The sequence below is a fragment of the Halomonas sp. G15 genome (genome assembly GCF_021282295.1).
Taxonomy (GTDB): Bacteria; Pseudomonadota; Gammaproteobacteria; order Pseudomonadales; family Halomonadaceae; genus Halomonas; species Halomonas alimentaria.
Window position 1 is genome coordinate 72,092 of record NZ_JAJSPA010000015.1, and the last position, 12,840, is coordinate 84,931.

Consider the following 12,840-nt stretch of genomic DNA (forward strand, 5'->3'; position numbering starts at 1 on the left):
AACTGCCCGCTCCGGCTCGCGAGGAACTCGATGGCTCGTCCCAGACAGCATGCTCCCGAGGCACTTCATGCCCAGGTCATGGCGGCGTGCGACGCCTGGTTGCAGGACAATCCGGTACACAGCCTGTCCCTGCGTGCCCTGGCGCGCGAGGTGGGGTGCGCTCCCAGCACCCTGCTCAAGCTCTATGGCAGCTTTCATAACCTGCTGCAGCACGTCAATATCGAGACCCTCGGCCACCTGCGCGAGGTGATCGAGCCGCTGACCAGCCAGGCCACCCCGGAGGAGCGGCTGCGTGCCCTGGCCCGCGCCTACTGGCAGTTTGCCCAGCGTGAGGCCTACCGCTGGCAGCTGCTGTTCGACTTCCCGCTGGCCCAGGAAGGTGAGCTGGATCAGCGCCAGACCGAGATGATCGAGGCGCTCTTCCGCCGCGTCGAGGCCACCCTCAAGGAGTATCAGCCGGACCTCGATGACCTCGAGGCGCGCCGCCTGGGGCGCACCCTGTGGGGGAGCGTGCATGGCCTGGTGCTGCTGGGCCTCAACGAGCGCCTGGGCTACTGGCAGGGTCAGCAGCTGGAGGTGGGGGAGCTGCTCGACCAGCTGCTGGGAACTATCCTCGCCGGCCTGCGGGCCAGATAGGGGGTCCCTTGACGGCGCTGATCTGGTCCCTGGTCGCCTGTGTGGCGCTGTGGCTCGCCTGGCGGCTCGTGCAGGCGCCGCGTCCAACGGTGCGCCTGTTGGTCTATCTGCTGGTCCGCCTGATCTACCGACTGCGCCGGGTGGGGGTCGAGCACCTGCCCAGGCGCGGTGCCGCCCTGGTGGTGTGCAACCACGTCAGCTTCATGGATGCGCTGGTGATGGGAGGTGCCAGCCCGCGGCCTTTACGTTTCCTGATGGACAAGCCGATCTATGACTCCCCCTGGCTCAACTGGCTGTTCCGCCTGGTGGGTGCGATTCCCGTGGAGTCGGAGCGCTGTGACACGGGTAGCCTGCGCCGAGCGCTGGATGAGGTGAGTCGTGCGCTGCGCGATGGTGAGGTGGTGATGCTGTTTCCCGAGGGGCGGCTGACACTGGATGGCGAGGTGCAGGAGTTCCGCCGTGGCCTTGAGCTGATCCTTGCGCGTGATCCGGTGCCGGTGATTCCGGCGGGCCTCTCCGGGTTGTGGGGGTCATGGACCTCCCACTGCCACGGCCGAGCCCTGAGCGGGCGACCACGCCGCTTCCGCGCCCGGGTGATGTTGCGGCTCGGCGAGCCGCTCTCGCCGGGTGCGGCCACCCGGCGCCACCTGCAGGCCCGGGTAAGCGAGCTCAAGTGCGAAGGGGATGCCTGGACCCAGCCGCTAGCCGAACAGCAGGTCCAGCGGCACTGAGCTGGGCTCTCGGCTCAGCGCCGTCGTGGTGCCGGCCAGCAGCGGGCCTCGGTGATCAGGTTGTCGCGTACCTCCTGGATCTCCATGCGCACGCCACCCACCTGCAGCGAGACCGGACCCTCCGGAAACGCCTCCAGGTGCTCGAGGATCAGGCCGTTGAGTGTCTTGGGACCATCGGTGGGCAGCTGCCAGCCCAGTGACTTGTTGACGTCGCGGATATTGGCGGTGCCTTCGATCACCACGCTGCCGTCCTCCTGGCGGTGGATCTCCTCCTCCATGCCCGCCACATCGGTGGTGAACTCGCCGACGATCTCCTCGAGGATATCCTCCAGCGTCACCAGCCCCTCCACATCGCCGTACTCGTCCACCACGATGCCGATGCGGCGCTTCTGCTTCTGGAAATTGAGCAGTTGGGTATGCAATGGGGTGGATTCGGGAATGAAGTAGGGCTCTCTAGCCTCCTGCACGATGGCCGCCTTGGTCACCTCGCTGCGGGAGAGGAAGCGTGCCGCGTTGCGCAGGTGCAGCATGCCGATGATGTTGTTGATGTCACCCTTGTAGACCGGGAGCCGGGTGTGCTGGCTGGTACGGATCTGGGCGAGGATTTCCTCGAGGCCATCGTCGAGGTTGATGCCGACGACCTCATGGCGCGGCACCATGATGTCGTTCACGGTGACGTTCTCGAGGTCGAGGATGGAGAGCAGCATCGTCTGGTGGCGCTGCGGAATCAGGGTGCCCGCTTCATGGACCACGGTGCGCAGCTCGTCGCGGGTCAGGTTGTCGCCGTCGCCATCGATGTTGCGCACGCCGATCAGGCGCAGCAGGCCGTTGGAGATCACGTTGACCAGCCACACCAGCGGATAGAGCAGCTTGAGCAGCGGTTCGAGCACCAGCGAGGCGGGGAAGGCGATGCGTTCCGGCTTCACCGCCGCATAGGTCTTGGGGGTGACCTCGGCGAAGATCAGGATGGTGATGGTCAGGGCGGCGGTGGCCACGGCAGGGCCGGTGACGTCGCCGAGGAAGTGAATGGCGATGATGGTGGCGATGGATGCTGCCAGGTTGTTGACGAAGTTGTTGCCGATCAGGATCACGCCGATCAGCCGATCGGGACGAGCGAGCAGCCTGGCGACTCTCTGGGCGCGGGCTTCGCCGCTGTTGACCCGGTGGCTGAGACGGTAGCGATTGATGGACATCATGCCGGTCTCGGAGCTCGAGAAGAAGGCAGACAGGCAGACAAGCAGGAACAGCAGGCCGAACAGCAATCCCAGTGGGAAGTCGTCGCTCAAGTCGAAGGGTCCTCGGTCGCGGGTCAGGCTCGATTTGACGGGAGGTGGGCGCGCGGTGTCAAGACGATGGAAAGTCGTTCAACCGCGGCCGAGCAGCACTTCCAGCACGAAGCGGCTGCCGAAGTAGGCCACCAGCAGTACCGCGCTGCCGCCCAGGGTCCAGCGCACGGCACGCATGCCACGCCAGCCCAGTCGGTGATGGCTGAACAGCAGGGTGGCGAAGATCACCCAGGCGGCCAGCGAGAGGATGGTCTTGTGGGCGAGGTGCTGGGCGAACATGTTGTCGAGGAACGCGAAGCCGCTGATGATCGCGAGGGTCAGCAGCCCCATGCCGGCCCAGATCAGCTCGAAGAGCAGGCGCTCCATGGAGGTGAGCGGAGGCAGGGCCTGGACGATGCCGCGGATCTGGTGATGGCGCAGGGCACGGTTCTGCAGGCCAAGCAGCACGGCCTGGACGGCGGCGATGGCGAGTACCGCAAACCCCAGCAGGGAGCTGATGGCATGCAGTGCCACGCCGGGAGGCAGGTCATCGGAGTGTGGCGCCGCCGGCACCGTCGCGGCCAGCAGTAGCGCGATTCCCGCCAACGGCAGGATACCCGTTGCGGCACCCAGTACTGGTTTGAACAGGCTGATACCCAGCAGCAGGGCGACCGCCATGGCGCTGATCAGCACCATGCTGGCGTAGAGCCCCGGCAGCACCTGGGCATCGTGACCGAACAGGCCGATGACCAGTGGCAGGTGACACAGCAGACCCAGCAGTGCGAGGCCGCGTACCAGCATCGGTTGCGGCGCGACTCGGCGAGCCAGGGTCAACCCCTGCCAGGAGGCGGCGGCGATGTAGAAGAGGAAGGCTATTATGGCCAGGGCGAGCGCCTGCATGGGTTGCGATCCGTGCGCCTGTGGAAGTGAACAGCATAAGGGTGACTAGCGTGCGGCTACTATACCCAATCCCCCGCCTGCCGCACAGGCCGTGGCCTGCGGTACCTCGTCCCGGGGCGCGAAGCCAGGTGCATGGAGAGTCGCGCCCACAGCGCGTATAATCGCCCGCAACCTTCAGGCCATCGCACATGTGGAGAGGCCAATGTTCCAGAATCTCAGTGAGCGCCTGTCGCAGACGCTCAAGTCGATCAAGGGTCAGGCGCGCCTGACCGAAGACAACGTCAAGGATACCCTGCGCGAGGTGCGCCGGGCCCTGCTCGAAGCCGACGTCGCCCTGCCGGTAGTCAAGGACTTCATCGAGAGGGTGCGCGAGCGCGCCGTGGGCCAGGAGGTCTCGAAGAGCCTCTCGCCCGGTCAGCAGTTCGTCAAGATCGTCCAGCAGGAGCTCGAGGCGACCATGGGCGAGGCCAATGAGGGCCTGACGCTCAAGGGCTCGCCGGCGGTGGTCCTGATGGCCGGCCTGCAGGGTGCAGGCAAGACCACCTCGGTGGCCAAGCTGGCGCGCTACCTGCGCGAGCGCGAGAAGAAGAAGGTGCTGGTGGTTTCCGCTGACGTCTATCGTCCGGCGGCCATCGATCAGCTCGAGACCCTGGCGAAGGAGGTCGAGGTCGACTTCTTCCCGTCGCGCTCCGACCAGAAACCTGTCGATATCGCCGAGGCGGCGATCCGGCACGCCAAGATCCAGTTCCATGACGTGGTGCTGGTGGATACCGCCGGTCGCCTGGCCATCGACGAGGCGATGATGGCGGAGATCCAGGCGCTGCACAAAGCCGTCTCGCCCCAGGAGACGCTGTTCGTCGTCGACGCCATGACCGGTCAGGACGCCGCCAACACCGCCAAGGCCTTCCACGAGGCCCTGCCGCTGACCGGCGTGATCCTGACCAAGGCCGACGGCGACGCCCGCGGCGGTGCCGCGCTCTCGGTGCGCCATATCACCGGCAAGCCGATCAAGTTCATGGGCGTGGGCGAGAAGGTCGACGCCCTGGAGCCCTTCCACCCGGACCGTGTCGCCTCGCGGATCCTCGGCATGGGCGACGTGCTGTCGCTGATCGAGGAAGCCGAGCGCACCGTCGACAAGGGCAAGGCCGAGAAGCTGGCCAAGAAGGTCAAGAAGGGCCAGGGCTTCGATCTCGAGGACTTCCGCGACCAGCTCCAGCAGCTCAAGAAGATGGGCGGCATGGGCGGCCTGCTTGGCAAGCTGCCGGGCATGGGGCAGATGGCAGAGATGGCCCAGGGCCCCGGTCCCGAGAAGGAGATGGGCAAGCTCGAGGCACTGATCAACTCCATGACACCCCAGGAGCGCCGCAAGCCGGAGATCATCAACGGCTCGCGCAAGCGGCGCATCGCCGCCGGCGCCGGCCTGCAGGTGCCTGACCTGAACCGCCTGCTCAAGCAGCACAAGCAGATGCAGAAGATGATGAAGAAGGCGGGCAAGAAGGGCGGCATGCAGAACATGATGCGCGGCATGTCCGGCATGATGGGGGGCGGCGGCCCGGGAGGCCCCGGTGGCATGGGGGGCATGGGCGGAATGGGTGGTCCGGGCGGCAAGCCCTGGCGATAAACCCGAAAAAGGTTCCCAAACGGGGCTGTTTTCCGTAGAATGCTGCGTCTTCACTGGCAGGACCGCGAATGGCGCGGTCATCGTCGTGACCGAATCCAACTCAACCGAAGGACTGACTAGGCCATGGTTACCATTCGTCTGGCTCGTGGTGGCGCCAAGAAGCGTCCCTTCTACCACCTGACCGTTACCGATTCCCGCAACGCCCGCGACGGCCGTTTCATCGAGCGTCTCGGCTTCTTCAACCCGGTCGCCCGCGGCCAGGAAGAGCGTCTGCGCATCGACCTCGACCGTATTGCCCACTGGCAGAGCCAGGGTGCCCAGCTCTCCGGCCGCGTCGCCGAGCTGGTCAAGGAAGCTCGCAAGCAGGCCTGAGGCCTGATGCGATGGTTATCTCGGTTCCGAGGTCGTCGATGAGCGAATCTGCCAAGGCTCAGCCCGCCGACGATCATGTGGTGCTGGGAAAGCTGACCAGCCCCTATGGCGTGAAGGGCTGGCTCAGGGTGTACTCGTACACCAGCCCCATGGAGGGCATCCTCGACTACTCCGAGTGGGTAGTGCGTCACGGCGAGACGCTCGAGCGTCGCCGCCTGGTGCAGGGGCGCCGCCATGGCAAGAGCCTGGTGGCCCGGCTGGAGGGCTGTGATAGCCGCGAGGCCGCCGAAGCGCTGGCCGGTGCGGAGATCGTGATGCCCAAGGCCGAGTTGCCCGAACTGACCGGCGACGACTTCTACTGGCACGAACTGGAAGGCCTGCGGGTCGTGACCCGCGAGGGCAGCGTGCTGGGGCGCATCGACCACCTCTTCGAGACCGGCGCCAACGACGTCATGGTCGTGAAGGGGAGTCTCGAGGCGGACGCCATCGACGCCCGCGAGCGGCTGCTGCCGTTCCTGCCCGAGGAGGTGATCCTCGAGGTCGACCTCGAGGCTGGCGTGATGACTGTCGACTGGGATCCCGAATTTTGACGGAATCCGAACCGACCCCGGTCGAGTCGGTGCCCGACATGTGGATCGGCGTCGTCTCGCTGTTTCCGGAGATGTTCGAGGCGATAACCCGCCACGGCGTCACTGGTCGGGCAGTGGACAAAGGACGTATCGCGCTGGAGATCTGGAACCCGCGCGACTACGCCAGCGACCGGCATCGCACCGTCGACGACCGCCCCTACGGTGGCGGGCCGGGGATGCTGATGAAGGTCGATACCCTGCGCGCGGCGATCCACGCCGCCAGGGCCAGGGCCGAGCAGGCCACCGGGCAGCGTCCCAGGGTGATCTATCTGTCGCCCCAGGGGCGGCGGCTCGACCAGGCCGGCGCGCAGGAACTGGCTGCCGGACCACCCCTGGTGGTGGTGGCCGGGCGTTACGAAGGCATCGATGAACGCGTGGTTGAGAGCGACATCGATGAGGAGTGGTCGATCGGCGACTACGTGCTGAGCGGCGGCGAGCTGCCGGCCATGGTGCTGATCGATGCCGCGGCAAGGCTGGTGCCCGGAGTGCTGGGCCATCAGGATTCCGCGGTCGAGGACTCCTTCAATGACGGGCTGCTGGACTGCCCGCACTACACCCGCCCGGAGGCGATCGACGGGCGGCAGGTGCCGGAAGTCCTGCTCAGCGGCAATCATGGCGCCATCCGGCGCTGGCGGCTGAAGCAGTCCCTGGGGCGTACCTGGCAGCGGCGCCCCGACCTGCTGGAAGGCAGGGAGTTGAGCAAGGAGCAGCGCGAGCTGCTCCGGGAGTACCTCGAGGAACACGCGCTGCTCGCCAGATAGGGCAGGGCGGAGGTGCGGGACATCCAAGCCGCCGAGCTTGTGGCCCCGCGTCACCCATTATCTCCCGCGCTCTCGAGTTCGTTCGAGCGCCGGGATCACGATTCACCGGCAAGCCAAGCGACCGCTGAATCAGGTTATCAAGGAGTCATTGTCATGAGCAGCAAGAACAAGGTGATCCAGGCGCTCGAAGCCGAGCAGATGAGCAAGGAGATCCCGGCCTTCGCCCCCGGCGACACCGTGGTCGTCCAGGTCAAGGTCAAGGAAGGCAACCGCGAGCGTCTCCAGGCCTTCGAAGGTGTGGTGATCGGCAAGCGCAACCGCGGCCTGAACTCCGCCTTCACCGTGCGCAAGATCTCCCACGGTGTCGGCGTCGAGCGTACCTTCCAGACCTACAGCCCGCTGGTCGACTCCATCAGCGTCAAGCGTCGCGGCGACGTACGCCAGGCCAAGCTGTACTACCTCCGTGAGCGCAGCGGCAAGTCTGCTCGCATCAAGGAAAAGCTGGTCTGAGGCCGAGGCCTCGCAGCCTTCGATCCGGGGCCCTGTCCCGGCTCGACCGAGAAACCCCGTCACCGCTTGCGCGGGGCGGGGTTTCCTTTTACCCGAGGCATGCCCACCGGAGCCTGCCATGAGCGCGTCCGACGACAGTGCCACCATCGATGCCTTCCTCGATGCCCTGTGGCTCGAGCAGGGGGTGAGCGAGCATACGCTGGCCGCCTACCGTCGTGACCTGGCTGCCTGGGCGGCGCGTCTCGCCGAGGGTGGCGAGAGCCTGGTCACGCCGGCCCCCGCAAGCCTGCCGACCTGGCTCGATGAGCGGCGTGTGGCCGGCTACCAACTGCGCAGCAACGCCCGGCTGCTCTCCAGCCTGCGTCGCTTCTACCGCTGGGCGCTGGAGACGGGGCGCATCGAGCGTGATCCGCTGGCCGAGGTTCGCCTGCCGCGGGTGCGCCCCAGCCTGCCGGAGACCCTGGAGGAGGCCGAGGTGGAGCGGCTGATCGCCGCGCCGGATATCACGACCGACCTGGGGCTGCGCGACCGCACCATGCTGGAGGTGCTCTACGGGGCGGGGCTGCGTGTCTCGGAGCTGGTGGGGCTGACCACCGATGCCGTGAACCTGCGCCAGGGCGTGGTCAGGGTGCGCGGCAAGGGCGACAAGGATCGCCTGGTGCCGCTGGGCGAGGAGGCCGTGGACTGGGTCTCGCGCTACCTGCGTACCGCCCGCGGGACGCTGATGCGCGACGCCACCCGGCCCGCACTCTTCCCGGGGCGCGACGATCAGCCGCTGACACGGCAGGCCTTCTGGTACCGGATCAAGCACCATGCCAGGATCGCTGGTATCGAGCGCTCGCTGTCACCGCATACCCTGCGCCACGCCTTCGCCACCCATCTGTTGAATCATGGGGCCAATCTGCGTGTCGTACAGATGCTGCTCGGTCACAGTGACCTCTCTACCACCCAGATCTATACCCATGTGGCCCAGGCGCGTCTGGAGCGCCTGCATGCCGACCACCACCCACGAGGATGAATCATGACGACTCCTTCCCGGATCCTTCTTCTCGGCCTGCTGGCCGCGCCTCTGGCGGCCCTGTTTTCGGCGCCGGCACTCGCCCAGCAGGAGGGGGCCGAGCGTCTCGCCGAGCGGCTCTCGGTCAACGGCCAGTCGATGCCGGTGCAGAGTGTGCGCGAGGCGCCGATGGAGGGCCTCTTCGAGGTGCGCCTGGAGACCGGCGAGCGTTTCTACAGCGACGCCGAGGGGGAGCACTTCCTGGTGGGTGACCTCTACCGCAATGGCGAGCAGGGCCTGGTCAACCTGACCGAGGAGGGGCGCAACACCGAGCGCGCAGCACGACTGGAGCAGGTGCCGGAGTCGGAGAGGGTCATCTTCCGTGGGCCGGAGAGCCGTGCCCAGGTGCTGGTGTTCACCGATACCACCTGCCCCTACTGCCAGCAGCTCCACGAGGAAGTACCTCGGCTCAACGAGCTGGGCATCGAGGTGCACTACCTGGCCTTCCCGCGCAGCGGCATGAATGCACAGGGCGCGCGCACCATGCAGCAGGTGTGGTGTGCCGACAACCCTGCCGAGGCGATGAGTGCCGCCAAGCGCGGCGATTCGCTTTCGGCCTCAGCAGACTGCGACAATCCGGTCGAGTCACAGTATCATCTGGGGCTGGAACTGGGCGTCCAGGGGACGCCGGCTATTGTACTGCCGGACGGTCGTCTGGTGCCGGGCTACGTGCCCGCCGAGCGCCTGGCCGCCATGCTGGGGCTCGAGGAATAAGACGCACGCCATACAACCAACTCGGAAGACGCGAGCAGGAGCAATACATTGAAACCGGTGAGAGTAGGAATCTGTGGGCTGGGGACCGTCGGCGGCGGAACCTTCAACGTGCTGACGCGCAACGCCGATGACATTGCCCGGCGGGCTGGGCGGCCGATTGCCATCGAGCAGGTCGCCTATCGCACCCCCAATCCCGAGTGTGACCTTACCGGCATCAACACCACTGCCGATGTCTTCGAGGTGGCCAGCAATCCGGATGTCGACGTGCTGGTGGAGCTGATCGGTGGCTACGACGTGGCCCGGGAGTTGGTGCTTGCCGCCATCGAGAACGGCAAGCATGTGGTCACTGCCAACAAGGCGCTGATCGCCGTGCACGGTAACGAGATCTTCGCGGCAGCCCATGAGAAGGGCGTGATCGTGGCCTTCGAGGCCGCGGTGGCCGGCGGCATTCCGGTGATCAAGTCGCTGCGCGAGGGACTCGGTGCCAACCGCATCGAGTGGGTGGCCGGCATCATCAACGGTACTGGCAACTACATCCTCACCCACATGCGCGACGAGGGCCGGGCCTTCGACGATGTGCTGGCTGAGGCCCAAGCGCTGGGCTATGCCGAGGCCGACCCGACCTTCGACGTCGAAGGTATCGATGCCGCCCACAAGCTGACCATCCTCGCCTCCATCGCCTACGGCGTGCCGCTGCAGTTCGAAAAGGCCTATACCGAGGGCATCTCCCGGGTCACCGCCGAGGACGTGGAGCAGGCCGACAACCTGGGCTATGTGATCAAGCATCTGGGTATCTCCAAGCGCACCGAGCAGGGCCTGGAGCTGCGCGTGCACCCGACCCTGATCCCCAAGGAGCGGCTGCTGGCCAATGTGCACGGCGTCAAGAACGCCATCGCCGTGATGGGTGACGCCGTAGGCCCGACCCTCTACTACGGCGCCGGTGCCGGCGCCGAGCCCACCGCCTCGGCGGTGGTGGCAGACCTGCTCGACGTGGCCCGCGACATCACCACCGATCACCACTACCGGGTGCCCTACCTGGCCTTCAGCGGCATCAGCGAGGACGTCAGCCAGCTGCCGATCATGCCCATGGAGGAGATCACCACCGCCTACTACCTGCGGCTGCTGGCGGTGGATCGTCCCGGCGTGCTGGCGCGGGTGGCCACCATCCTCTCCGAGCAGGGCATCTCCATCGAGGCACTGATCCAGAAGGAGGCCACCGAGGGCGAACTGGTACCGATCATCCTGCTGACCCACCGCACTCGCGAGCAGCACATGAACGAGGCGATTCGCCAGATCGAGTCCATGGCCGATATCGCCGGCCCGGTGACCCGGATTCGCGTCGAGTCCCTGGACGAGCAGGAGTAAGCCATGCGCTATATCAGTACCCGCGGGCAGGCGCCCGCGCTCTCCTTCGAGGAGGTCGTGCTCACCGGCATGGCCAGTGACGGCGGCCTCTACGTACCGGAAGAGGTTCCCACGCTCACCCGTGACGACCTCGCCGCCATGGCCGGGCTCTCCTATGCCGAGATCGCCTTCCGGGTGATGAAGCCCTTCGTCAATGGCGAGATCGACGACGAGACCTTCCGCGGCATCGTCGAGGAGGCCTACGCCACCTTCAGCCACGACGCCGTGGTGCCCCTCAACCAGCTCGACGCCAACCACTTCCTGCTCGAGCTTTTCCACGGCCCGACCCTGGCCTTCAAGGACGTGGCGCTGCAGCTGCTGGGCCGCATCCTCGACCACTTCCTGAAGAAGCGCGGCGAGCGGGCAGTGATCATGGGGGCGACCTCCGGTGACACCGGTTCGGCCGCCATCGAGGGCTGCCGCCACTGCGACAACCTCGACATCTTCATCCTCCACCCCTACAACCGGGTCTCGGAGGTGCAGCGCCGCCAGATGACCACGGTGCTTGCGGACAACGTCTTCAACGTCGCCATCGAGGGCAACTTCGACGACGCTCAGGCGATGGTCAAGGCGAGCTTCGCCGACCAGTCCTTCCTGAATGGCACCCGCCTGGTGGCGGTCAACTCCATCAACTGGGCGCGCATCATGGCCCAGATCGTCTACTACGTGGCCTCCGCCGTGGCGCTGGGCGCGCCACAGCGCAAAGTGAGCTTCTGCGTGCCCTCGGCCAACTTCGGCAACGTCTTCGCCGGCTACATGGCCTACCGCATGGGGCTGCCGGTGGAGCGCTTCGTGATCGCCACCAACGCCAATGACATCCTGCACCGCACCCTGGCTGCCAACGACTTCTCGAAGCAGGAGCTCAAGGCGACCCTGGCGCCCTCCATGGATATCGTTGTGTCGTCCAACTTCGAGCGGCTGCTGTTCGAGGCCTACGAGCGTGACGGCGCCGCCGTGGCCGAGCTGCTCGAGCGTTTCCAGGCCGAGCCCACGGCCCTGGCGGATGCGCCCCTGGCCAGGCTGCGGAAGAAGTTCGCCAGCCACAGCGTGGATGATGCCACCATCCTCGAGGTGATCCGCGAGGCGCACCACCGCACCCAGGAGATCCTCGACCCGCACACCGCCACCGGCTACCGCGCCGCGGAGCGCGAGCGGGGTGATGCCGCCGTGCCGATGATCACCCTGGCCACCGCCCACCCGGCCAAGTTCGCCGAGGCTGTGGTCAAGGCGGGCTTCCCGGGCGTGCCGCTGCCGCCACACATGGACGACCTGCTGGAGCGCGAGGAGCGCTACAGCGTGCTGCCGGCGGAGCTTTCTGCCGTCCAGCAGTTCGTCGTCGAGAATCGCCGCTGAGTCTGCCAGCAGTATTCAGCTCCGAGTCTGCATGACGCTCGGGGCTGATCCGGCGACAGACCTGCGAGGGGGCGCTGTGAACCCCTCCCTGGGCGTATATGGAGTCCTCCCCGTTTGCAAGCACGAGGCACGATGGTCGGTAGGTACGACTGCACACGTATATCCGGTCTCGTTAATGATGCTCTGATGAGCATCGGACCTTGATGGGCTATCCGCACGTCAGCTCCCAATCGCTACCTCGAGCTCACAAGGCTCAGCGTCCAGAAGGGGTTGTCTGACGTCGGTTCGACCTGTTCGCCATCCTGCAGCATGCTCAGCAATCGTGGTGGACGGTGCTCAATATTATACTAACGTGCTAAATCCAATGGTTTTTCATGCCGAAAGCCGGGACGCCAGCGACGCATCATAGGCGCTCTCATGGCGGGTTACCGCCCAGGCGATCCGTGCCGTCTTGTTGGCCAGTGCGACGACCGCCACATTGGCATGTTTGTGCTCGGCCAGGTGCCTGACCCACTGGCTCAGGCCGTCGTCCTTGGTGCCCACATGCCGGAGCACCGATCGCGCACCATGCACCAGTAGCTTGCGCAGGTAACTGTCGCCGCGTTTGCTGATGCCCAGCAGGCGGTCTCGCCCCCCGGTGCTGTGTTGTCGAGGCGTCAAGCCGAGCGAGGCGGCAAAATCTCGCCCCCGCCGAAAGTTCTTGCCATCGCCGAGGGCGCCGGCCAGCGCGGTGGCGGTCAGTGGACCGATACCCTGCAGTGTCATCAGCCGCTTGGCCACGGGGTCTGCCTTGGCCTGTCGCTCGAGGCTCGCCGTGACCGTCGCGATGCGCTCATCCAGGTGACGCAGATCCTCGGCAAGGCCGGCAAGCAGGACACGGAAGGCAT

14 protein-coding genes are annotated in these 12,840 nt (G+C 66.3%); 11 read left to right on the forward strand and 3 right to left on the reverse strand.

Translation table 11 applies throughout. The annotated features are described in order from the left end of the window. Positions 1-30: 30 nt before the first annotated feature. Positions 31-636, forward strand: coding sequence for a TetR/AcrR family transcriptional regulator (locus LWH48_RS09265; RefSeq protein WP_232912318.1), 606 nt, complete (start codon positions 31-33; stop codon positions 634-636). Between the two features lie 17 nt (positions 637-653). Beyond that, the gene (locus LWH48_RS09270) at positions 654-1,367 is read left to right on the forward strand and encodes a 1-acyl-sn-glycerol-3-phosphate acyltransferase (protein WP_420841777.1); all 714 of its coding nucleotides are present in this window, start codon (positions 654-656) and stop codon (positions 1,365-1,367) included. A 14-nt stretch (positions 1,368-1,381) separates the two neighbouring features. Here LWH48_RS09270 and LWH48_RS09275 read toward each other — a convergent pair whose 3' ends face one another. Together LWH48_RS09275 and LWH48_RS09280 are read right to left on the reverse strand one after the other, a co-directional pair. Then, positions 1,382-2,653, reverse strand: coding sequence for an HlyC/CorC family transporter (locus tag LWH48_RS09275; protein ID WP_232912319.1), 1,272 nt, complete (start codon positions 2,651-2,653; stop codon positions 1,382-1,384). A 78-nt stretch (positions 2,654-2,731) separates the two neighbouring features. Continuing rightward, complete coding sequence (locus LWH48_RS09280; protein ID WP_232912320.1) at positions 2,732-3,532, reverse strand: cytochrome C assembly family protein; 801 nt, start codon at positions 3,530-3,532, stop codon at positions 2,732-2,734. A 202-nt stretch (positions 3,533-3,734) separates the two neighbouring features. On the opposite strand from LWH48_RS09280, the gene ffh reads away from it, so the two are divergent. From ffh to thrC, 9 genes are all read left to right on the forward strand, one after another. Beyond that, positions 3,735-5,153 carry a signal recognition particle protein gene (gene ffh, locus LWH48_RS09285; RefSeq protein ID WP_161430003.1) on the forward strand — a complete coding sequence of 473 codons (1,419 nt, stop codon included), beginning with the start codon at positions 3,735-3,737 and terminating at the stop codon, positions 5,151-5,153. Positions 5,154-5,276: 123 nt separating this feature from the next. After that, complete coding sequence (gene rpsP, locus LWH48_RS09290; protein WP_161430004.1) at positions 5,277-5,525, forward strand: 30S ribosomal protein S16; 249 nt, start codon at positions 5,277-5,279, stop codon at positions 5,523-5,525. Between the two features lie 38 nt (positions 5,526-5,563). Next, complete coding sequence (rimM, locus tag LWH48_RS09295) at positions 5,564-6,115, forward strand: ribosome maturation factor RimM (RefSeq protein ID WP_161430005.1); 552 nt, start codon at positions 5,564-5,566, stop codon at positions 6,113-6,115. Positions 6,116-6,153: 38 nt separating this feature from the next. Further along, positions 6,154-6,915: a tRNA (guanosine(37)-N1)-methyltransferase TrmD gene (gene trmD / locus LWH48_RS09300; RefSeq protein ID WP_161432952.1), complete on the forward strand. Its 762-nt coding sequence runs from the start codon at positions 6,154-6,156 to the stop codon at positions 6,913-6,915. Between the two features lie 153 nt (positions 6,916-7,068). Further along, positions 7,069-7,425 carry a 50S ribosomal protein L19 gene (gene rplS / locus LWH48_RS09305; protein ID WP_161430006.1) on the forward strand — a complete coding sequence of 119 codons (357 nt, stop codon included), beginning with the start codon at positions 7,069-7,071 and terminating at the stop codon, positions 7,423-7,425. A gap of 118 nt (positions 7,426-7,543) precedes the next feature. Next, on the forward strand, positions 7,544-8,443 hold the full coding sequence (xerD, locus tag LWH48_RS09310) for a site-specific tyrosine recombinase XerD (protein ID WP_232912321.1): 900 nt from the start codon (positions 7,544-7,546) through the stop codon (positions 8,441-8,443). 3 nt (positions 8,444-8,446) lie between these two features. After that, complete coding sequence (locus LWH48_RS09315; protein WP_232912322.1) at positions 8,447-9,196, forward strand: DsbC family protein; 750 nt, start codon at positions 8,447-8,449, stop codon at positions 9,194-9,196. A gap of 48 nt (positions 9,197-9,244) precedes the next feature. Further along, a complete protein-coding gene (locus LWH48_RS09320) occupies positions 9,245-10,561 on the forward strand; it encodes a homoserine dehydrogenase (RefSeq protein WP_161430009.1) in 1,317 nt (438 codons plus the stop codon). Positions 10,562-10,564: 3 nt separating this feature from the next. Then, positions 10,565-11,953 carry a threonine synthase gene (gene thrC, locus LWH48_RS09325; RefSeq protein ID WP_232912323.1) on the forward strand — a complete coding sequence of 463 codons (1,389 nt, stop codon included), beginning with the start codon at positions 10,565-10,567 and terminating at the stop codon, positions 11,951-11,953. A 372-nt stretch (positions 11,954-12,325) separates the two neighbouring features. On the opposite strand, the gene LWH48_RS09330 is transcribed toward thrC, so the two are convergent. Next, positions 12,326-12,840 (reverse strand): IS110 family transposase (locus LWH48_RS09330; protein WP_232912324.1); only part of this gene is annotated, 515 nt, incomplete at its 5' end.

What these genes read in the sequence shown, in the direction of transcription:
- LWH48_RS09265 (WP_232912318.1), top strand. Translation starts at nt 31, where the DNA reads ATGGCTCGTCCCAGACAGCATGCTCCCGAGGCACTTCATGCCCAGGTC.
- LWH48_RS09280 (WP_232912320.1), bottom strand. Translation starts at nt 3,532, where the DNA reads ATGCAGGCGCTCGCCCTGGCCATAATAGCCTTCCTCTTCTACATCGCC.
- ffh (WP_161430003.1), top strand. Translation starts at nt 3,735, where the DNA reads ATGTTCCAGAATCTCAGTGAGCGCCTGTCGCAGACGCTCAAGTCGATC.
- rpsP (WP_161430004.1), top strand. Translation starts at nt 5,277, where the DNA reads ATGGTTACCATTCGTCTGGCTCGTGGTGGCGCCAAGAAGCGTCCCTTC.
- rimM (WP_161430005.1), top strand. Translation starts at nt 5,564, where the DNA reads ATGAGCGAATCTGCCAAGGCTCAGCCCGCCGACGATCATGTGGTGCTG.
- trmD (WP_161432952.1), top strand. Translation starts at nt 6,154, where the DNA reads ATGTGGATCGGCGTCGTCTCGCTGTTTCCGGAGATGTTCGAGGCGATA.
- rplS (WP_161430006.1), top strand. Translation starts at nt 7,069, where the DNA reads ATGAGCAGCAAGAACAAGGTGATCCAGGCGCTCGAAGCCGAGCAGATG.
- xerD (WP_232912321.1), top strand. Translation starts at nt 7,544, where the DNA reads ATGAGCGCGTCCGACGACAGTGCCACCATCGATGCCTTCCTCGATGCC.
- LWH48_RS09315 (WP_232912322.1), top strand. Translation starts at nt 8,447, where the DNA reads ATGACGACTCCTTCCCGGATCCTTCTTCTCGGCCTGCTGGCCGCGCCT.
- thrC (WP_232912323.1), top strand. Translation starts at nt 10,565, where the DNA reads ATGCGCTATATCAGTACCCGCGGGCAGGCGCCCGCGCTCTCCTTCGAG.